We start from the raw sequence: 19,900 nt of genomic DNA on the forward strand, positions 1-19,900 counted from the left end.
GATATAAAAAAGCCGACTCATTGAGTCGGCTTTTTTTGCGTCAGCGCAATGCACTGGCTGCATTAAATGCTTTGATTATTAGCGTTGCGGTTCAGCGACATAAATTTCAACGCGACGGTTTTTGGCGCGATTGAAATTGGTATCGTTGGAGGCGATTGGTTCATGTGAGCCACGGCCTTCGATGCCAAAACGGTTCGGCGAAATGCCGCGTGATGTCAGGAAGTTGCGTGTGCTTGCAGCGCGCTGTAATGACAATGGATCATTGATTGCATCGCTGCCTGTGCTGTCGGTATGACCGATGATGGTAACCGTGGTTGCCGTATTTTCTCCGAGTGTCGATGCAAATCGTTCAAGAATCGGACGGAAGTCAGGCGTGATATCGGCGCGGCCAGTAGCAAACGAAATATCGCTAGGGATTGCTAATTTAAGACGATTATCGGCGGTTTGGCTAACTTCTACACCAGTACCCTGGGTAGCTTGCTGCATTGCCTGCTTTTGCTTTTCCATCTTGTTGGACCAGATATTGCCAGCGACTGCGCCGATCGCGCCGCCGATGGCTGCACCGCCAAGTGCGCGACCGCCGCCACCTGGACCGGTTACCGCGCCAAGCAGCGCGCCGATACCAGCGCCAACGCCTGCACCCGTTGCGGTACCGCGTTGTGTGTCGGACATATTAGCGCAACCGGCAGTGGCCAATGTTACGGCCAGTGCGATACTACCTAGCTTGAATGTATTCATTTTTTCTCTCAAAAAGTTAAGGCCTTAATAAACGGTGAAGCACCATCTCCCTTTGCTACGGTATGCGATTATTCTTCGTCCGCAGCTTTATTATTTCTGTTACTTAAGTAGGTAACCGCGCCTATCCCGGCAATCAGAACACTGCCAACGATAAGCGATTTGCGGATATAACGCTTGGATAGCAGCGAAACGCCGGTAACTAAAATGGGCGCTAGCGACTTCAAACGTGCCGCTGAGAAAAGACCGGATTGTTTAGACGCTATTGAATAGGCTATGTTGGCAAAGCGTCCAAATAGGTTTTTGGAGAGGGAACCGCCGGTCATTCTGGATCGAACGATACCGCGGCAGGCAATAATTTCTGCGCGAAATATTGCCCCTTCTTCTAGCAGATAGCGCTTACGTTCGGCGAGGGAACGTTTTCGCTCGGCAAGGGATTGATTGGTCATGTCTGGCCTCGTAGTCAAAGTAACGCATCCCGATCTTTACGCAGTTCGCTCATGGTCTGAGGAAGGCCGATCCGGCCTTGCCCTAAAATGGATCGCACATACATCGCCATCGCGATAGCGACCAGCGTAAATAGTGTCGCCAAAATCAGCAATATTTTCCAGCCCAGACTATCCCAGGCCAACACCACTATTAGTCCGCTCCAAAATGCCAGAGCAAATAATAACGCCAGAATGCCTAGCGAAAACACTAAAAGTAATTTGACGACATGCGAGCCGATTTCAGAGAACTCCAGTGCGGCGAGTTCAATCCGGCTGATCAGCAGTGCGAACATATTTTTGGCCGTGCCAACCAGCCCGGTGATCAGACTGGGCTGCTCATGCGCAGGATGTTTCGCGCTGGAATGCTTGGATTGTGGATGGTCCATGCTCGCCTGAAGGTTGTACTACAATTTATTTACGAGAGATGATCAGGCCCAGTAATAAGCCTATCGTGGCCGATACAGCGACCGCTCCCCAAGGATTTTCATGTACGTAATCATCAGTTGTCGCCGCAATTTCCTTACCGGTTTCAAGCGCCGCCGTCTGGACATTTTGCGCTTTTACGACCGCAGTATCGAGTAATTCCGATCCTTTGTGACGCAGTACTTCTGCTTTTTCACCGGTAGTGGCGGCTGCCTCGTGGAACAGGTCTTGTGCATCTTTTATCAATGTTCTGATATCGCCGCGGGTGGTTCTAAAGCTCGATTTATGCATCATTTGGCTCCTTGCTAATAAAGTACCAGTATAACGAATAGACTTCTGAAAAACTGCGTGAGGCGTGCTTACCTTTTACTAATAATCCTGCGACATTGGCAAATTGGATTGGCATAAAGACATTTAGTTGCACTGTTTATGCACGAATGCGCAAATTTCTCTGAGTGCAAAAATAATCCCTCGCCCGGCAAACTCAATTTACACACCCGTTTTGTGTTTTAGTTCGGCAATGCCTTCGATATTCCCAATTTGAATCACGATCGGACGTAACGTCATTGTTGGCTGCATTGGCCGCCACGCAAATAACCATTCTTTTTGAGACGCATTGCGTGCATTTTTGGTGAAAGCAGCGCCAAGCGGATTTTGTTTGCCATACGAAATGGCACCATCAATCCCCGCCCAACTTGGCAGCATACGTTGCGCTGCCCGGTGTATGCGTTCGCCGAATTCCTCTGGATTATTGATCACCAGACAGCAATCGCTGGGAGAAAATTCGTCATATAGCGCATCCTCGCAGACGCAGCTCATGCTTAAGGTGAGCAACTGCGGCGCGGCGCGAGATGCGGTATGCAGATGCGTAATTTGCAAACTTTCGACAGGAGGGCGGAGGCGGAATTCTCCGAGTGTAAGTGCACGCTCTATCCATTGGCGTTCGGAGTAACGGTAAAGCTTGGAGGGGCGCTGGTAATCGGCGGTTGACATGGTGACCTATTGCGATGTTGAGAGATGTTCTGTGCAGCAAAAGCGCGCTGCAATATTCCCATTCACGCGCGCTAATGATGCAAGAAAGAAGCAAAAAAAGATAACAGCTGAAATTGTTGCAGACTTAGGACGCGAAGACTTACTTTTTCGTAAAAATAAGCGGATAACGTGCTGAATCAATGAAATGTGCTGGCACCCAAATGTTTCCAGCTAAGCGTTTGGCCCATGAGATGGCTGTTCGTTATTCATCCATTTGCGCATCGGCAACCGAGCGTAACTGAAAGCGCCCATCATTATTAAACAACCAACTTTCAGAAATTTCTACCTCCCCTCTGCGTAGTAGCTGACTTTCTGGCTTAGGGAAGGGCGCCGCCTTTTTGACGGATGATAACGCAACGGCTTCTGCGACACGATCCTGATTGGTTCGCATGATTTCGGTGCGCAGCAATTTGCCGTCAGCGTCGATATAAAATTTTAATACGATCACCGCCCGCAGCAAAGCTTGTGGCCTGCCAATATAGACGTTGGTGGAGTTGACTGCAACGATGCGTTGCGCCAGATTACGTTTATAGCCGTCCAGTGTCGCGGTGCTGGTGGGGCGCTCAGGAACGATAATCGGCGGCGTGGGTTTGTTAAGGCTAAGACGATCCATCAGTCCGCCGACACAACCGCTTAATCCAGTCGATAAAAGTGTACCTACAAGTACACTCACGCACAGTTTACATGCCACTGCCTGGATTTTCATAGCGCACCCCGAGATCGAAATTGTCGAACAGGTTACGACTAAATATTAGCACTTTATTACTATTATGCGACGCTTAAGTTATTCGGCGCGCATGGTTAAACGTCGACGGGCGACGTCATAGACCCAGTTAAAGCAAAACGCGTACAACATGAAAAATACGGAAAACACCAGGTCCAGCATCAGCGCGTCGATGACGCTGATATTCATCCACCAGGCTGTAATGGGCAGCGCCACGGCCATGAAGCAGACTTCAAAACCAAGCGTATGTCCGATCCTGACAGGAACTGTGCGAATCCAGCCATAGCGCGTTTCAAACCATTCAAATACATGGTTGTAAAACATATTGCAGCCCATTGCACAGAGGGCGAGGATCAGGGCCAGCGCCCCAAAGTGAAATAGATCCATCCCAAATCCATACGACATAAGCGGCACCAAAATGACGAGGGCACCTACTTCAAACAGAATGGCATGGAGGATGCGGCGCAATAAGGTAGAGATAATAATTTCCTGTAGATTGAATTCGGTGACAAGGCGGCAGTATAGCAATTGCCTCGCGTTAAGGTGTTATGGCAGCGTTATACCCGGTATTCGCACTTTATCGGGTGAGTAGGGGATGGACCTGAATAGGCGCTTATTTTGCCCTTCGATCCACTCGCGATTTGCTGCGGCGATGTGTTTTTAGAAAGCTGCTTATTTGCTTGCAGAGATACATTTGATTTAATTTTTGCGGTGATTTTTAGCAGAGTTGCCACTAAGAACGGGCCTATGGAAGCCGTGTAATCTGTCTTTTTTCAGCCTGCAAAAACCACGTTTTAAGATTTTTTAAGAAATTTCAACGAAATTGTAGACGAACAAAAAATCTCATGTATAATTCGGCCTCTCTTAGGCGTTGTGACAAACGCCACGGAAGTTCGGCTGAATAAGCATTTGGGTGCTTAGCTCAGTTGGTAGAGCGGCGCCCTTACAAGGCGTAGGTCGGGAGTTCGAGCCTCTCAGCACCCACCAGTTAGCCGAATAGACGTAAAGAAGTGCAGTATCAGGAGTGGTAGTTCAGTTGGTTAGAATACCGGCCTGTCACGCCGGGGGTCGCGGGTTCGAGTCCCGTCCGCTCCGCCAAGAATATAAAAAGACACACGAAAGTGTGTCTTTTTTTTCGTCTGATGTTTGTATAGTTGAGATGCAATACCCTCAGTTATAGCCTCCTTTCATAGTTTTATTGATCCCGGTAGTTTGGTGCGCCGTGTCGCATTCAATAAACTTCATGGTGTGTTTTCCTATCCCTGAAAAGGGGGTTTGCGCCAAGTAACCATCGGAAGATTTTTATCTTGTCTTACTTGCCAATTTCGCAACACCACGCTATTGTTGATCCTGAAAATACTTGGCATTTGTTTACTTTCTTTTCGGCAATGAATCACCCGTCATTTGGGCATCGCTCATCCCTGACGAATTCAACAAGACCATAAAAGCGATCGTCAGATGATGGAACCGCGACGACTACACAAAATTAATGCGCTAACCCGCCGTATGCTGCGCTGGGTAATGCTGAGCTATGCGCTGGACACGTTCCTGCTCGCCGCCTTCGCTTACATCGGTCTCGTGCCTGGCAGCGTCGTGCTGCTGTATGGCGTTATCGCGCTGGTGATGAACGGCTGCTTTTATTGGATGATCCAGAGCGGCTACAACCGCAGATTCAAAGATCCCAGCATGACCTTCGCGCAAGTGTTGGTCTCCGTTATTGGTCAAATTGGCTTTGTGATACTGGCGCCAGAAGTTGGTTATCTGTTTTTGATCAATCTTTTCACGGTTTACGCGTCTGGTGTCGCTTCGCTTCCTAGCGTGCGCTACTTTATTTCCTGGTTGATCGGCGCGTTAGGGCTGGCGGTCGCGTTTTATCTGGTTGGGGCGCGCTTGGGCTTGCCCGTTGATAGTGCATATGGCCGTGTGCTGGTGTACCTGTCGTTTGCGCTGACGTTGGGGCGTTGTGTGTTTATGGCCGACTTTTTGGACCGCGTGCGTAAGCGGATGTCGACAAAAAATCGCACCTTGTTATTGGCGATGCGAAGGGTCAGAGAACTGGCAACCCGCGATGAATTGACGAATACCGAAAACCGTCGCTCGTTGACGGAAATTCTCGCGGTGGAACAAAAACGCTTTCAGCGCGGCGGTACGCCATTTTGTATCGCGATGCTCGATCTGGATGGCTTTAAGAGCGTCAACGATCGTTTTGGGCATCTGGTGGGCGATGAAGTCCTGAAAGCCTTTGTCCAGATCGTGCGTAACGAAATGCGCCTAAGCGACCATTTTGCCCGCTATGGCGGTGACGAATTCGTCTTAGTTCTGACCGGGACGACAGTAAAAGACGGGATGGTCCCGCTGGAGCGAATTTGCGATCAGACGGCAGGATTTAACTGGCATCAATTTGGGGTAGGTATCGAACTGACGACATCGATTGGGGTAACCGATTTTCGTCCCGGTGAGACGGTCGCAGCGGCTTTTCAGCGATCTGATATTGCGTTATATGCAGCCAAATCCGCTGGCCGTAATCGCGTGATGGCCAGCAACGAAGTCGATGGAGACAGCGCCATTGACGTCGTTGCTGCTTAGCGAGGCTAAGTTTAGGAGAGGTTGAGGCTTAAGGCTTAGGCTTTAAAGCTCAGGCAGCTACCGGCTCGCCACCCAATGAAAACACCAAATCATTGAGCATCTTATTCAGTTCACCGGTCATCAGCGCCAGATCTGAATCAAAACGTTCATCGTCGCTTTTGCTCGTCACATCGTTTTCTTCCTTGATCACGTCAAGGGGGGCGATGCGTTTGATGGCGAGACCTTCCGTCAATACAAATGAAATCCGGTCGGCCCACGTCATTGCCAGGCGGGTGCATTGTTTGCCAGCCGCAATGTGACGTCGAACATCGTCGGCTTCCAGCGTGTGACGAACGTAACGCACGGTAGCCTTGCCTTCGCCGTTAGCCCGTAATTCGGTGTCCTGATCGACGGTAAAGCCACTAGGCGCTTCGTCAGCGACCAGCCAGTCGGTCATGGAGGTCAGCGGCGAATGCACCGTGCGCAACCCTGACACTTGCAATTTATCGACCGAGCCGAGCAGTAATTTCAACACTTCTTCAGCTTTAGCCGGGCTGGATGCATCCACCACCAACCAGCCGTTGAGCGGATCAATCCAGACCCAAGTCGTGCGGCGAATACTGAACGCACGCGGAAGTAATTCGTCCGTGATCTGTTCTTTTAGGTCTTTAAGTTGTTTGCGACCGGGCGCGAAGCCTTGTTGCTCTTCGATTTCAGCGGCGCGGGCTTTGGTGACCTGATTGATGACGGTCGCCGGCAGCAATTTTTTCTCCGTGCCCAGCGCCAGGATTATCTGACGATTCACCGTATGCACCAGCATGCCGTTGTCACGCGGTGACACCCAGCCCTGACTTTGCATTTCCAGGCTGCTGCATTCAGCAAATGCCTGCTTGGACAAAAAGCCTTCCAGCTGCTCGGATGAGATCGCCCAAGGTGCGGGAATGCGATAAATTTGTAGATTTTTAAACCACATGGTATTCCGTAAAAAAGTGCGCCGTTCAATACCTGGCAACGGTGAGCAAACCCGTTACTGAGCACGTTGGCATAGGAGCGTTAGGGGAAAAAGCGTGGGCTTTGATCAGAACTTATTCGATCAAAGCCACGGCAAAAGTTGGATCGACGAGATGAATGCGGTGCAATATGCAGCTCAAAAAAGGATTGCGATAAAACATGCGTTCGTCGGCCCGAATCTTGAAAGTAAGTGAAAAAAATAACTAAAAATAAGCCAGTTTCGGCCTATTAAATACCCATCTTAGTCAGCGTATCGGCGATTTCGCGAAATACCGGTTCCAGATGCGGATGGCGTACTGCCAGACGGGCAGAGATTTTCTGCGCTTGCTGGACCAGATCGCTGCTGGCTTCATTGTCGTCGGTCGTTTCTACTACCGGGCTACTATTTTTGGCCAGCACTTTTTGGATATCGGTATCCAGCGTTTGCAACAGCGCTTGGATTTCAGGATCGACAGGCGCGCCGCTTTCTAGCGTAGCGTGCAGTTTTTGCAGTGATTCTTTAAGGTTGTCGATGGTCATGATGATTTCTCTTATTTACTGAAATGTTATTAATTCGAAAAATGCGCCGCCACTATCGCAGCGGTCGATCGCATCTTCATCGTCTGCATTTTCTGACACGCCAGATAAACCGCCGGCGTCCATGAAGTCATCCGAGTCTAGTCGAGACTATTCGAAGTCATCATCTCACGCCGCTCGGGGCTTTTGCAATAATGCTTTCAAACTCGCTAATCGGTTTTGCGGCGTGATCTGTTCTGCCTCGGTTGGGACGGCATCGCCTTCATCAAGTTTCATTTCCTTGATGAAGCGCGACATATCGCAATGCACGCTTTCGCCAGCCCGTTTGCGTTTTTTGCACCAGCTAACATGCAAACTACGCTGCGCCCGCGTGATACCGACGTACATCAGACGCCGTTCTTCTTCGATACGTGCTGCCACGATCTCAGGCGGCGCATCGGGATCGCCCTTGTGCGGCAAAATGCCTTCTTCTACGCCGATCAGAAATACGTGTGGATATTCCAGCCCTTTGGAGGCATGTAAAGTTGACATCCTGACAGCGTCAGGCTCTTCATCGCGCCCATCCAGCATCGACATCAGCGCGACCATCTGCGTCAGTTCCAGCAAATTCTTTTCTTCGCCCGCGCCATCTTTGCCGCCCGTTCCCTTTTCCTTCAGCCAATTAGTGAAGTCGAGCACGTTTTGCCATTTGCTCTGAGCTTGTCGATCATCGAAGTTGTCGTATAAATACGCTTCATAGTTGATTTCGGTCATCATATCGTCGAGCACAGATGCAGCGTTTTCGCCACTGCCAGCCGGGCCGATACGGCTGGCGCGCGCCTCTAATTGATTGATGAAATTACCGAATTGTCGCAATGGATATAACTGCCGATCGGTCAGTTTAACGTCAATGCCGCCCTTAAAGACCGCTTCAAATAGCGAACATTGCCATTGCCCGGCGACGGTGCCCAGCACTTCCAGCGTGGCTTGGCCGACGCCGCGTTTAGGTGTCGTGATGGCCCGAATAAAGGCCGGATCGTCGTCTTCGTTAGCGATCAGCCGTAAATAACTGATGATGTCTTTGATCTCCGCCTTGTCAAAAAAGCTTTGACCGCCAGACATGACATACGGAATACGTTCACGTCGCAGCGCTTTTTCAAAAATACGGGCCTGATGATTGCCGCGATACAAAATCGCATAGTCGGCAAATTTGGCGCGCCGTTCAAAGCGATGCGCCGATAGCATGATGGCGACCTGTTCGGCCTCTTTCTCATCGTCTTCCATGCCCATGACTTTGATGGGATCGCCTAAACCATGCTCGGACCAGAGCGATTTCTCAAACAGTTTGGGGTTATTGCCGATCACTGCATTGGCAGCTTGCAGAATGCGCGTGGAAGAGCGGTAATTTTGCTCCAGCTTGATCACTTTCAGGTCGGGGAAATCGACCTGCAAGGTTTTCAGATTCTCAATTGTCGCACCCCGCCATGCATAAATTGCCTGATCGTCATCGCCCACCGCCGTGAACATTGGTTTTTTGCCTACGCCGGTGACTAGTAATTTGACCAGCTCATACTGGCAAGTGTTGGTATCTTGATATTCATCGACCAATAAATAGCGCAAACGGCGCTGCCATTTATCGCGCACAACCTCATTGGTGCGGAACAATTCGACCGGAAACCGGATCAAGTCATCGAAATCCACCGCTTGATAGGCTTTTAGCGTGGCGACATAACTCAAATAAATCCGCGCTGCCTGCGCTTCGTCCTCTGTGACGGCCTCTTTTAGCGCCTGCTCGGGATCGATCAAACCGTTTTTCCACAATGACATTGCGGTTTGAATCCGACGTATCAATTGCTTATCGGTTGTAATCGCCAAATCTTGCACAATGGAAAAACAATCATCACTGTCCATGATCGAAAACCGATCTTTCAGTCCCAATTCGCGTGCTTCCTGCCGCAAAATCTTTACGCCTAACGAGTGAAATGTACTGACAGTAATATGTTTGGCTTGTTTCGGCTCTTTCAGCAACTTAGCGATCCGCTCTTGCATCTCGGTCGCCGCTTTGTTGGTAAACGTCAGCGCCGCGATATGCCGGGGTTCATAGCCGCAATCCTCGATCAGATGGGCGATTTTTTGCGTAATGACGCGCGTCTTGCCTGAGCCAGCACCGGCCAGCACCAGGCAGGGGCCGTCCATATATTTGACGGCTTCCCGTTGCGGGGCGTTAAGACCAAAATTGGGAGTGGACGACATGCGGCGAGCCAGATAGAAGCAAAGCGGATCATTTTAACAGTCTGGCTCCGGCGCAACCAAGTCAGTGGAAACTGCTGTTATCTGTACCAATGTGCGCCTCTGCCACATTAGCGCTTGCGTTCTATGGGAGAATTCGGTTATCGCCTTGGCTTTCACTTTTACTGAGTTATTTATGAAATTTACCCACCTGATCGAAATCAATGATCCCCTCAATCCGCTGATCGAACCATTGACTTCTGAGCAACTATGGCGCGGATTGGTCTTGCGCGCAGAGCAGCCGATGCTATTCGTCCCCCATCTGGACGAATGCCAGATTTTAGAAAAATCCATGGAGTGTGTGACACGGGAATTGCGCTACGGCAAAGTCGTGATTCGCGATATTGTGAGTTATTTGCCACAATTACAGGTGCGTTACCAAGTGCCCGCACAAGAAGATATCGTCGGCTCAAGCCTCACCATGACCATCGAGCAGCCTCAGCCCGATGCCTTATTCGTGCGTTTTTCTTATGCCGATGACGGCGTTGAAACAGAAGCCGATATTGATGCCGAAGAAAAAATGTACGTCGAATTTCGTCGATCCGCGTATCTGCAATCCGATATCGACACGGTCCGCATCATTCGCGAGTTGGCCGACGCTGGCAAGCTGGACTAGGCGCCGTTCTGCGTATTTGCCCTTCTGCGCCGTTTACAAATAACAGTTTTTAAAAAATATGAGAGCCGTCATGTCCGATACAAAAATCAACCCGCAATTGCTACAGTTACGCGATCAAATCGATGTCGTCGATGCACAGTTGGTAAATTTGCTAGGCCAGCGCTTTGGCCTGACTGCTCAGGTTGGCGTCCTCAAAAAGGAAAACGGCCTGGAAGCCAGAGACGCCGAGCGCGAACGCCTGCAAATCGTAAAAGTACGGAAACTGGCGACCGATGCTGGCGTGGACCCGGATTTTATCGAGAATCTGTTTCAGTCGTTGCTGAAAACAGTGGTGAAGAATCACCAAGAGATTTAAGTCGGGTTTATTTGTGCACGCGCAATGATGTAGAGGCATCGCGCCTGGTGTCGAGTGGTCGGGGCCGACGCTCTGCTAACCACAGCAGCAGTAACGCAACCGATGAAAATAGCCAGTAATCCACCGGCACCGGCCCCAGCCAATGTTTGTGCCACGGCACATCAATCGGATTGAAGCGGCCCAGGCCGAAGGCGGGGTTAATCAAGAACCACAGCCAGTCTTCCGAGATCCAAAACACCATGATCGAGGCCAGAATGCGCCCTTCGTCACGCCAGTTCCAACGCCCGTTGAACCAGATCGGATAATGAAACGCTAGCGCGATAAAGGGAAATACCCAGGCGTGGTAGCCGGTCATCGCGCGGCCGCCCCAGAAAATATCCAGCAGCCAGTGATGTTCAATGCGCCAGGTGGGTAAATTAGCGGCCCAGCCCGCGCCGCCTTCGATCTGGATTTCTACATTGGCAAAAAAATACGCCAGAAGCACGGCCCATAGCAGCATACCGACTAAGCGGCGGGAGGAAGTCAGTTGCATCGTGATTACGCCTAAGAAAGCCTGAAAAAAGGGCGGTTAACTAGCTTGGAGGGATTCGATAGCGTGCATCGGGTGGGCGGTCTTGGCGTTAAGATGGGACAACACGATTTTTAGCACATCGCGCCCAGCGTGCGGACGCCCCAGCGCTTGACTGCGTTCGCGTAATTTGGCGAGTAATGGCGGATGTTGCAGCAGAATTTGCAGACGATAGTTGAGGGCGGTCAGATCGACTGCCTTTAGTGCCGCGCCTTGCTCGAGCAAATAATCGGCGTTGCGTTCTTCTTGTCCGGGAATCGGCGAATGGATGATCATTGGCACGCCCATCGCCAGACATTCAGAGGTCGTCAGGCCGCCGGGTTTGGTGATCACCAGATCGGCGCAGGCCATTAATTGCTCGACCTGATGGGAAAATCCAAACGCTTTCAGGCGTGTCGGATGCTTTGCCGCTAATTGCTGGAGATTATTCAGCAATTCAGGATTCTTGCCCGCCAGCGCCACCAATTGAAAGTCGCTGGTCGTGTCTTTACCGCTCTCTATCGCTAGCAAACTCTGCACGGTCTTATCCAGACCGCCTATCCCGGCACCGCCCGACATCAGCAAAATAATCGGTCGTTGCGGGTCTAGTCCAAAGGTCGCCGCGCAATGCGCCCGCTGCAAGGTTTGCGTAAAGGCCGGCAAGACGGGGATGCCAGTGACGTGGGCGCAAGCCGCTGCAACGCCGCGATGTCGCATGCGGAAAGCGATTTCTTCGCTCGCCGCAAAATAGCCTTGCATTTGCGGTTGCAGCCACATGCTATGCAGGTCGAAATCGGTGACTTGTACCCATACCGGACACGACAAGCGTTGCTGACTGATTTCTCGGCCTAGCATTTCGGCGGGTAAAAAATGCGTGCAAATGATCGCATCTGGCGCGTAGGCGTTGATGGCTATGCGTAATTTGCGTGTGCTGAGACGCTCCATTGCACGCCGTAGTTTTTGCATCGTGGCGTCGGGGTCGGCGTTGTCGCTTTTCTGGTAAACGTAGCCCCACACGGCCGGGTGACGATTCACCAGATGCAGGTAAAGATCGGTATATATCGCCCGGAAGCCGGCGGGAACATAGGCCATTGCATCCCAATGCACGACATCGGTTTCGGGGCATTCTGTCGCATAGGCTTTGAGTGCTTCGGCAGCGCGCATGTGACCGGCACCGGCAGAAACGCTTAATAACAATATTTTGCGTCGTTTCGGGGTGTGGGTGATGCTATTTATAGTTAACTCCGGATGACGATAATATGACGATGATGGGCTTGCATAGGCGCCTGGCAGCTTGCGAGAGCGCCGCAATTTTGTGCAGCTTACCTATCGTATATGTCAGGAATGTGAAATCGACATATCGAGCGACCTATCCCGCTTCTAAAAAAGTCGTATTTTTATTCACCTGTAAAAAAACCACTGCCCAGAAAATGGCAGTGGTTTTTTGTTTTGCGCTGGCCGTCTACGGGCCACAGAATAGTTGCTTTAGGCTTGGAAGACGCCTTCTGACACCAACGCGCTTAATGGCAAGCGTGGGCTTGGCGCTTCTCTGCCCTGCAAACCGGCAGGTAGCGTTGTTTTATCGCCGATCTTGCCAATGGCAATCGCGGCTTCGATGGCAAAATCTGCCGGAATAGCCAGATCGTGGCGGGTTTTTTCTTTATCGAATCCGGCCATGCCATGGGTGTGCCAGCCAGATAACGTGGCTTGCAACGCCAGATAGCCCCAGGCGGAACCGGCGTCAAATGAGTGCGTCGGGAAAGGTTTTTCTTCTGTAGTGCCGGGCGCTGCAAACGTGGTTTTGGACAAAACGATGACCAACGCCGACGCATTTTCTGCCCAGCTACGGTTAAAGTCGTTCAGCAAACCTAGCAATGTCGTCCATTGCGGTGTGCCGCGACGTGCAAATACAAAGCGCCAAGGCTGCGCGTTGTAGGCAGACGGCGCCCAGCGAGCGGCTTCCAGAATCGCTAATAACGCCGGTTCGGTGATTTCCTCGCTGGTGAATGCGCGCGGCGACCAGCGGCTGATAAATTGCGGATCGATAGGATGTTCGGCAACGCGAGGGCTAGAATCGGACATGGATACTCCTGTTTGAGGTGAAATGTATGAGGGAGAACGGCAATCGTATTGGATCAATGTCGAGCCTGCTCCAAAGCAGTGCAACTGCGCGTTTCACGCTAATGATCGGTAATTAGCAGCAGTTAGCACAGCGTGCCAGTTGGCAAAGTATCTTAGCAGCAGTTTTTAATGCTTGCAGACAATCCCCGGTTTAGTCTGCGTGCGCGTATTTTGCATGGTGCGGTAGCCCGATGGCGCGCACGCAGCGGTTAGTGTCGGGCGCTAAGCCGGTATAATCATTCGCCTTAGGTGTTGAGTTAATTGAAGTTGATTCACAAACATAATCCACATTATTTGGACGGCTAGCCGTCCCACTGGACGGACATTTCATGCTTGCGCAACAAAAACAACAGATTATTGCCATTTTTAATGCTGCATTGCAGCCAATTATTGCCGGGACAGACCTGCAACCGACTGTCACGCTAGAGCGTCCGCGTGACCCCGCGCATGGCGATATCGCTTGCAATATCGCCATGCAACTGGCAAAAGCGCTGAAAAAAAAATCCGCGTGAACTGGCGCAAACGCTGGTCGCGGCCGTATTGGCAAACAGCGCGAGTGGCGATTTGATCGCTGCCGCTGAAATTGCTGGACCGGGCTTTATCAATCTCCGCCTGACAGCCGCTGCCAAGCAGGAAGTGGTCAAAGTAGTGCTGCAACAGGGTGCTGAATTCGGTAAAAGCACTGCCGGTGCGGGTAAAAAAGTGTTGGTCGAGTTTGTCTCGGCCAATCCAACCGGACCGTTGCATGTGGGTCATGGTCGCCAAGGTGCTTTGGGCGACGCGATGTCGTCGCTGTTCCAAACCCAGGGTTACGATGTCACGCGTGAGTTTTATTACAACGATGCCGGGGTGCAGATTGCCACGCTGGCAACATCCGTTCAGGCGCGCGCGAAAGGACTTAAACCCGGCGATGCAGGATGGCCGGAATCAGCCTATAACGGCGATTACATCAGCGACATCGCGCTCGATTTCTTAGCCAAAAAAACTGTCGAAGCCAGCGATGGTGATCCGGCCACTGCCAGCGGCGATCTGAACGATATTGAATCCATCCGCAAGTTTGCGGTCACTTACTTACGCCGTGAGCAAGATCTGGATTTGCTAGCCTTTGGCGTGAAGTTCGATAACTATTATCTTGAATCATCGTTGTACAAGGACGGCAAGGTCAATCACGCGGTCGAGACATTGATCGCTGCGGGCAAAACGTATGAGCTGGACGGCGCGCTATGGTTACGCACCACTGACTATGGTGATGACAAAGACCGCGTGATGAAAAAGTCGGACGGCACTTATACCTATTTCGTCCCCGATGTCGCCTATCACATCGTCAAATGGCAGCGCGGGTTTGGCAAAGTCATCAACGTTCAGGGCAGCGATCACCACGGCACCATCGCCCGAGTACGGGCTGGTTTGCAGGCGGTCAACGTCGGCATCCCGCAAGGTTATCCGGATTACGTGCTACACAAGATGGTCACCGTCATGAAGAATGGCGAGGAAGTAAAAATTTCCAAACGGGCGGGATCGTATGTCACCGTGCGCGATCTGATCGAATGGTCGGCTGGCGATGCAGTGGCAGAAGATGGCAGCCGGGATTTGACGCGGGGCCGCGACGCCGTCCGTTTCTTCCTGATTTCACGCAAAGCCGATACCGAATTCGTATTCGACGTCGATCTGGCATTGGCGCAATCGGATGAAAATCCGGTGTATTACGTACAAATGGCGCATGCACGGATTTGCTCAGTGATGGCGCAATGGGTCGGCGATGAGGCGACGTTAAGCGAAGTTGACCTGAGTTTGCTGACCGCCCCGCGTGAGGCCTTATTAATGGCAAAGTTGGCGGCATATCCGGATATGCTGGAACACGCATTGGAAGAACTCGGCCCGCATCAGGTTGCCTTTTATCTGCGCGATCTGGCCGGTGAACTGCATAGCTACTACAATGCTGAACGCGTGTTGGTGGACGATAATGCGTTAAAGTTGGCGCGGTTGGCGTTAATGATGGCAACGCGACAAGTTTTGCGTAACGGCTTGGGGTTGATCGGTGTATCGGCACCAAACCGGATGCGGCGTGATCCGATTGAGGTTGAAGCTGAGGCTTAATGCGGCGTCAATTGATGTAGTAACGAGTGCCATAACGATATTGCCCTAGCTTGGCGATGTCGTTCGGTGGTGTAATTCTGACGTGGATCTGCGTTGAGTTGTGCTTGGAACGGTTTTGGTTTTTGTACCGCGTGTGTAATCAGGGGAACTTGGAAGTATGAGCAAATTAGGCAAACGTCAAAAAAAGCAATCCGGTGGTACGTTATTGGGCCTCATTCTTGGTCTGATTGTTGGCCTGGCGATTGCAGTCGTGGTCGCGATCATGATTACCAAAACGCCGACGCCGTTCACCAATAAGGCCGCCAAGGGCGAAAAAGCGCCTGAAGCAATCACGACGCCGGAGCAACTTTCCGATCCTAATAAGCCGCTATACGGCAACCGTCAGACCAACCCAATCACGCCGCTCCCAGCGACCCCGCCTGCGCCAACTGCGCCCGCTGTTGCTACAGCTCCTCCGGTAGTGCCGGAGCATGCGGTGAATCCATTGGCTGTGCCGCCAAAATCGGCTGATCCGATCGGCCAGAAGATTCAAGAGAAGCAGCAGGAAGCCAAAGCCCCCATCATTGATAAATCGACCTCGGATAAGGCCAAAAAAGCTGCCGCCGATATTGCCAATGCCAAGGCTGACAGTACTGATGATCATTGGATCTATTATTTGCAAGTCGGCGCATTCCGTGAGCAGGCAGAGGCCGAAAGCGCCCGCGCTAAATTAGCCTTGCAAGGTTTTGAAGCGCGCATCAGCGAACGACCATCGGATAACGGCTCGCTATATCGGGTTCGCATAGGCTCATTTAGTAGCTTAGAAACAATGAACCGTATGCGCGGAAAGTTGTCGGACAGCGGCATTAATACTGCTGTAGTGCGTTCCGCGAAATAAGCCGATAGCTTATAGGACGCCAGAGGCTTAAAAGCTGGCGTCGATGGTGGCGGTGTTTGCAATAACTTTGTAGTGCAATCCTGTCAGGTTGCACGCTATTTAACTCAATTAAGGAAATTTCATGCGTTTCTTGCAACGTGCATTTGCTATTGTTGGTCTCAGTCTTGGTCTCGGTTTGGTGGCAGCCTCAGTCAGCGCTTCTCCTGCAAATCCAGTTGCCGGTACTGATTACAAAGTGTTGGATGTGCCGCAATCTACCGATTCCAGCAAAAAAGTTGAAGTCATCGAATTCTTCTGGTACAGCTGCCCGCATTGCAACGCGCTGGAACCGGCACTGGAGGATTGGGTCGCCAAACAAGGCGATAAGATTGATTTTAAACGCGTCCCGATTTCTTTCGATCCGCGCTTTTTGCCACAGCAAAAACTGTACTACACGTTAGAAGCGCTGGGCCAGGTGCCTGCGATGCATAAAAAAGTCTTCAATGCGATTCACGTTCAGCGTCAGCGTCTCGATACCGACGCCACGATTCTGGATTTCGCCGTGAAACAAGGTCTGGATAAAGCCAAATTTACCGACACTTACAATTCGTTTGGTGTGCAATCCAAAGCACTGCGTGCAACTCAATTACAAAATGCCTACAAGATTGATGGCGTACCGATGATTGCGGTGGATGGCAAATATATGACTGCGCCATCGATAGTCGGCTCGGCAATGAACGGTACAGAGGCCCAATTATTTACCGCCACCCTGCAAGTCGTGGATGCACTGATTATTAAATCGGCTGCAGATATAAATAAGACTGCCGCACCGCCAGCGCAAGCCAAGAAAAAGTAATTTTTTATTAGTCGTCAGCGATAGACCGGCGGGTTGGTTCGCCGGCTCGTTCATTCGACTGTTCGACATTCGCCAGAAAGTTGTTTATAAAGTCCGTACCTCCTCCATAGCGGCAGAGGGCGGACTTTTTTATTGGGATGCACACATGCAACGTGTTTTTATTACCGGCGCTTCTAGCGGCATCGGTGCCGCGCTGGCCCAGCAATATGCCGCCCAGGGGGCTGCGCTAGGCATGGTTGGCCGGCGTCTTGCGCCTTTGCAGGAATTGCGCAGCCGCTTGCCGCATCCTGAACGCCATCGCTTATATGTTCTGGACGTGAATGATCACGCGGTATTGCGCAGGGCTGCGGCTGATTTTATCGCCTTTGGCAACGGCGTTGATGTGGTGATTGCCAGCGCGGGTATTTCGCAGGGAACGCTGACCGAGTTTGCCGAAGATCAGGAAGTATTCGCGCAAGTATTTGCCACCAATATGCTGGCCACCGTCGCCACGTTCAGTCCTTTTATCGCGACCATGAAACAACAAGCGTTGGCCGGTCAGCGCGATTGCCGTTTGGTTGGCGTCGGCAGTGTTGCGGGCATCCGGGGTTTGCCAGGCGCTGGCGCTTACAGTGGCTCGAAAGCAGCAGTGATCAGCTATTGTGAATCCCTCAGAGTCGAACTGCGCGCCAGTGGTATCAAAGTGGTGACGTTGGTGCCCGGTTATATTGATACCCCGATGACGCAAGTTAACAAATATCGCATGCCATTTTTACTGCCCGCAGCTAAATTCGCCGCCAAAGCCAGCGCCGCGATTACACGCGGAAGCAGTTATCAGGTCATCCCCTGGCAAATGGGTGTGGTCGCTAAATTGCTGCGTCTTTTGCCGAATTGGCTATACGATCTGGCCTTTGCCAAAGCCCCACATAAGGCCCGAAAATCCAGGTAACGAGCGAATCGCAGCGGGGAAAAATGTAAAAATGATCGACCATAGAAAAATGGCGTTCGATACCAGATGGTTCGAACGCCATTTTTTTAGCCATATTAAAGGCTAATATTCACGACGGGGCATTACTTTGGATGCAGCAACGAACGTTTCCGTGCGTACGCAAAATACGCCACAAGGCCAATCAGTAACCAGCAGCCAAAAGCGATCCATGTCGTTTTTTGTAAATGAAACATCAGGAAAGAGCAAAAACAGATCGCCGCGATTGGCACGTAAGGCACGCCGGGACAGCGGAACGGGCGGTGCAAGTCAGGACGGGTTTTGCGCATCACCAGTACGGCGATTGAAATCAGGCAAAATGCCATTAATGTCCCAATATTTACTAATTCAGCCAATGTACTCAGCGGCACCAGCGCCGAGATGAACGCGAACAAAATACCCGAAGCCCACGTAGCGAAGAACGGTGTGGCAAAACGGGGATGCACGCTAGACAGTTTTTTCGGCAGCAAACCATCGCGTGACATTGCAAACAGTACCCGAGTCTGGCCGTAAGACATCACCAGAATCACGGTTGTCATACCGATGATGGCACCCATATCGACAAAACCGGCAACCCAATTTTGCCCCGCATATTTCAACGCCAGCGAAACCGGGCTATCAACGCCGAGGAATTTTTCGTAAGGCACGATGCCGGTCATGATGCTAGCAACAATCACATACAGTAATGAGCAAATCCCCAGCGAGGCGATGATCCCAATGGGCAGATCACGTGCCGGACGTTTGACTTCTTCAGCCGCCGACGCCACCGCATCAAACCCGATGAACGCAAAAAACACGACCGCCGCAGCGTTAAAGACGCCCTCATAGCCAAACGGCAAAAAGGGCTTCCAGTTAGCTGGCTGGACATAATTCGCCCCGACGACGATAAACAACACGACCACGCCAATTTTAATAAACACCAAAATGTTATTTACCTTAGCCGACTCGCGGATACCGATAGACAACAAGGCGGTGATGATCAAAAGGATGATGAACGCAGGCAAGTTGAACCACGTAGTCAGGCCCGGCAACGCGCCCGGCGCTGCGCTTAAGACGGCAGGAATATGGATGCTGAAACCCGCCAGTAACGACTGAAAATAGCCTGACCAGCCGACGGCGACCGTGGATGCCGCAAGGCCGTATTCCAGCACCAAATCCCAACCGATCATCCAGGCAATGAATTCGCCCATCGTGGCATAACTATACGTATAGACAGAGCCGGAAACCGGCACCGACGAGGCCAGTTCGGCATAGCATAAGGCGGCGAAACCACAGGCTACCGCCGCCAATAGAAATGCTAGCGACAAGCCCGGTCCGGCGAGCAGCGCGCCAGTGCCGGTCAGGACGAAAATACCAGTGCCGACGATGGCGCCGATGCCCAGCAACGTCAGATCGAGGGCGCCTAATGAGCGCTTTAAGCCGCTGCTGTCGTGCTGACTATCGCGAATCATTTGATCAAGGTCTTTGGTGCGAAATAAACTCATGCAACTTCTCCTGTAATGCTAGTGCGGGGCCTCAATTGCCAGATAGATTTGAGATCGGTTTTTGAAGGCGAAATATATCCAGGACAACATTTTTTCAGCGAACATGCGTCGCTGCGCCGCCAAATGGATTGGGGGCGGTTTCATTGCTGGATAGCGTGAGAAAGTAAATGCAGCGCATAGCGTGGGCTGCGAGGCAAGACGCTAGTGCGTCCGACGGTGACAGTTTCTAAAGAGAGGGTTAG

At 51.5% G+C, this 19,900-nt stretch carries 20 protein-coding genes, 2 tRNA genes and 1 pseudogene; 9 read left to right on the forward strand and 14 right to left on the reverse strand.

From position 1 onward, the window contains the following. Positions 1-78: 78 nt before the first annotated feature. From C7W93_RS19025 to C7W93_RS19055, 7 genes are all read right to left on the reverse strand, one after another. Entirely contained in the window at positions 79-738 is a 660-nt protein-coding gene (locus C7W93_RS19025; RefSeq protein ID WP_108441816.1) for an OmpA family protein, read from the reverse strand. 68 nt (positions 739-806) lie between these two features. Beyond that, positions 807-1,184, reverse strand: coding sequence for a hypothetical protein (locus C7W93_RS19030; protein ID WP_108441817.1), 378 nt, complete (start codon positions 1,182-1,184; stop codon positions 807-809). 14 nt (positions 1,185-1,198) lie between these two features. Beyond that, complete coding sequence (locus tag C7W93_RS19035; protein WP_108441818.1) at positions 1,199-1,609, reverse strand: phage holin family protein; 411 nt, start codon at positions 1,607-1,609, stop codon at positions 1,199-1,201. Positions 1,610-1,634: 25 nt separating this feature from the next. Continuing rightward, entirely contained in the window at positions 1,635-1,940 is a 306-nt protein-coding gene (locus C7W93_RS19040; protein ID WP_370446483.1) for a YqjD family protein, read from the reverse strand. Between the two features lie 195 nt (positions 1,941-2,135). After that, a complete protein-coding gene (locus C7W93_RS19045) occupies positions 2,136-2,639 on the reverse strand; it encodes a hypothetical protein (RefSeq protein WP_108441819.1) in 504 nt (167 codons plus the stop codon). 241 nt (positions 2,640-2,880) lie between these two features. Beyond that, entirely contained in the window at positions 2,881-3,291 is a 411-nt protein-coding gene (locus C7W93_RS19050) for a hypothetical protein (RefSeq protein WP_225869980.1), read from the reverse strand. A gap of 171 nt (positions 3,292-3,462) precedes the next feature. Continuing rightward, complete coding sequence (locus tag C7W93_RS19055; RefSeq protein ID WP_146177586.1) at positions 3,463-3,930, reverse strand: PACE efflux transporter; 468 nt, start codon at positions 3,928-3,930, stop codon at positions 3,463-3,465. A 383-nt stretch (positions 3,931-4,313) separates the two neighbouring features. Here C7W93_RS19055 and C7W93_RS19060 point away from each other — a divergent pair. The 3 genes from C7W93_RS19060 to C7W93_RS19070 all read left to right on the forward strand — a co-directional run bounded on the left by C7W93_RS19060 (position 4,314) and on the right by C7W93_RS19070 (position 5,988). Then, positions 4,314-4,389 (forward strand) — tRNA-Val (locus C7W93_RS19060). A gap of 34 nt (positions 4,390-4,423) precedes the next feature. Further along, positions 4,424-4,500: transfer RNA gene (locus C7W93_RS19065), tRNA-Asp, on the forward strand. Positions 4,501-4,860: 360 nt separating this feature from the next. Beyond that, positions 4,861-5,988: a GGDEF domain-containing protein gene (locus tag C7W93_RS19070; protein ID WP_108441821.1), complete on the forward strand. Its 1,128-nt coding sequence runs from the start codon at positions 4,861-4,863 to the stop codon at positions 5,986-5,988. Between the two features lie 49 nt (positions 5,989-6,037). Here C7W93_RS19070 and C7W93_RS19075 read toward each other — a convergent pair whose 3' ends face one another. From C7W93_RS19075 to C7W93_RS19085, 3 genes are all read right to left on the reverse strand, one after another. Continuing rightward, the gene (locus C7W93_RS19075) at positions 6,038-6,940 is read right to left on the reverse strand and encodes a recombination-associated protein RdgC (RefSeq protein ID WP_108441822.1); all 903 of its coding nucleotides are present in this window, start codon (positions 6,938-6,940) and stop codon (positions 6,038-6,040) included. Between the two features lie 266 nt (positions 6,941-7,206). After that, the gene (locus C7W93_RS19080; RefSeq protein WP_108441823.1) at positions 7,207-7,497 is read right to left on the reverse strand and encodes a DUF4404 family protein; all 291 of its coding nucleotides are present in this window, start codon (positions 7,495-7,497) and stop codon (positions 7,207-7,209) included. 165 nt (positions 7,498-7,662) lie between these two features. Continuing rightward, on the reverse strand, positions 7,663-9,726 hold the full coding sequence (locus tag C7W93_RS19085) for a UvrD-helicase domain-containing protein (protein WP_108441824.1): 2,064 nt from the start codon (positions 9,724-9,726) through the stop codon (positions 7,663-7,665). A gap of 172 nt (positions 9,727-9,898) precedes the next feature. Here C7W93_RS19085 and C7W93_RS19090 point away from each other — a divergent pair, with 172 nt between their 5' ends. Next, positions 9,899-10,378 (forward strand): SRPBCC family protein, encoded by a 480-nt coding sequence (locus C7W93_RS19090; RefSeq protein ID WP_108441825.1) that lies wholly within the window; start codon positions 9,899-9,901, stop codon positions 10,376-10,378. A gap of 70 nt (positions 10,379-10,448) precedes the next feature. Then, complete coding sequence (locus C7W93_RS19095) at positions 10,449-10,733, forward strand: chorismate mutase (RefSeq protein ID WP_161539963.1); 285 nt, start codon at positions 10,449-10,451, stop codon at positions 10,731-10,733. A gap of 7 nt (positions 10,734-10,740) precedes the next feature. On the opposite strand, the gene C7W93_RS19100 is transcribed toward C7W93_RS19095, so the two are convergent. From C7W93_RS19100 to C7W93_RS19110, 3 genes are all read right to left on the reverse strand, one after another. Then, complete coding sequence (locus C7W93_RS19100) at positions 10,741-11,265, reverse strand: hypothetical protein (RefSeq protein WP_108441827.1); 525 nt, start codon at positions 11,263-11,265, stop codon at positions 10,741-10,743. Positions 11,266-11,301: 36 nt separating this feature from the next. Further along, a complete protein-coding gene (locus C7W93_RS19105; protein ID WP_370446484.1) occupies positions 11,302-12,477 on the reverse strand; it encodes a glycosyltransferase in 1,176 nt (391 codons plus the stop codon). Between the two features lie 288 nt (positions 12,478-12,765). After that, positions 12,766-13,362 (reverse strand): nitroreductase family protein, encoded by a 597-nt coding sequence (locus tag C7W93_RS19110; RefSeq protein WP_108441828.1) that lies wholly within the window; start codon positions 13,360-13,362, stop codon positions 12,766-12,768. Positions 13,363-13,730: 368 nt separating this feature from the next. Here C7W93_RS19110 and argS point away from each other — a divergent pair. The 4 genes and pseudogenes from argS (at position 13,731) to C7W93_RS19130 (ending at position 18,138) form a co-directional block, all read left to right on the forward strand. Beyond that, positions 13,731-15,498, forward strand: a pseudogene (argS, locus tag C7W93_RS19115) (arginine--tRNA ligase). Between the two features lie 157 nt (positions 15,499-15,655). After that, positions 15,656-16,375 (forward strand): SPOR domain-containing protein, encoded by a 720-nt coding sequence (locus C7W93_RS19120; protein ID WP_108441829.1) that lies wholly within the window; start codon positions 15,656-15,658, stop codon positions 16,373-16,375. Between the two features lie 121 nt (positions 16,376-16,496). Next, a complete protein-coding gene (locus C7W93_RS19125) occupies positions 16,497-17,210 on the forward strand; it encodes a thiol:disulfide interchange protein DsbA/DsbL (RefSeq protein WP_108441830.1) in 714 nt (237 codons plus the stop codon). Between the two features lie 145 nt (positions 17,211-17,355). After that, entirely contained in the window at positions 17,356-18,138 is a 783-nt protein-coding gene (locus C7W93_RS19130; protein WP_108441831.1) for an SDR family oxidoreductase, read from the forward strand. Positions 18,139-18,260: 122 nt separating this feature from the next. Here the strand turns inward: C7W93_RS19130 and C7W93_RS19135 are convergent, their stop codons facing one another. Next, complete coding sequence (locus tag C7W93_RS19135) at positions 18,261-19,658, reverse strand: amino acid permease (RefSeq protein ID WP_108441832.1); 1,398 nt, start codon at positions 19,656-19,658, stop codon at positions 18,261-18,263. Positions 19,659-19,900: the final 242 nt, after the last annotated feature.

The organism is Glaciimonas sp. PCH181 (assembly GCF_003056055.1).
Lineage (GTDB): Bacteria > Pseudomonadota > Gammaproteobacteria > Burkholderiales > Burkholderiaceae_D > Glaciimonas.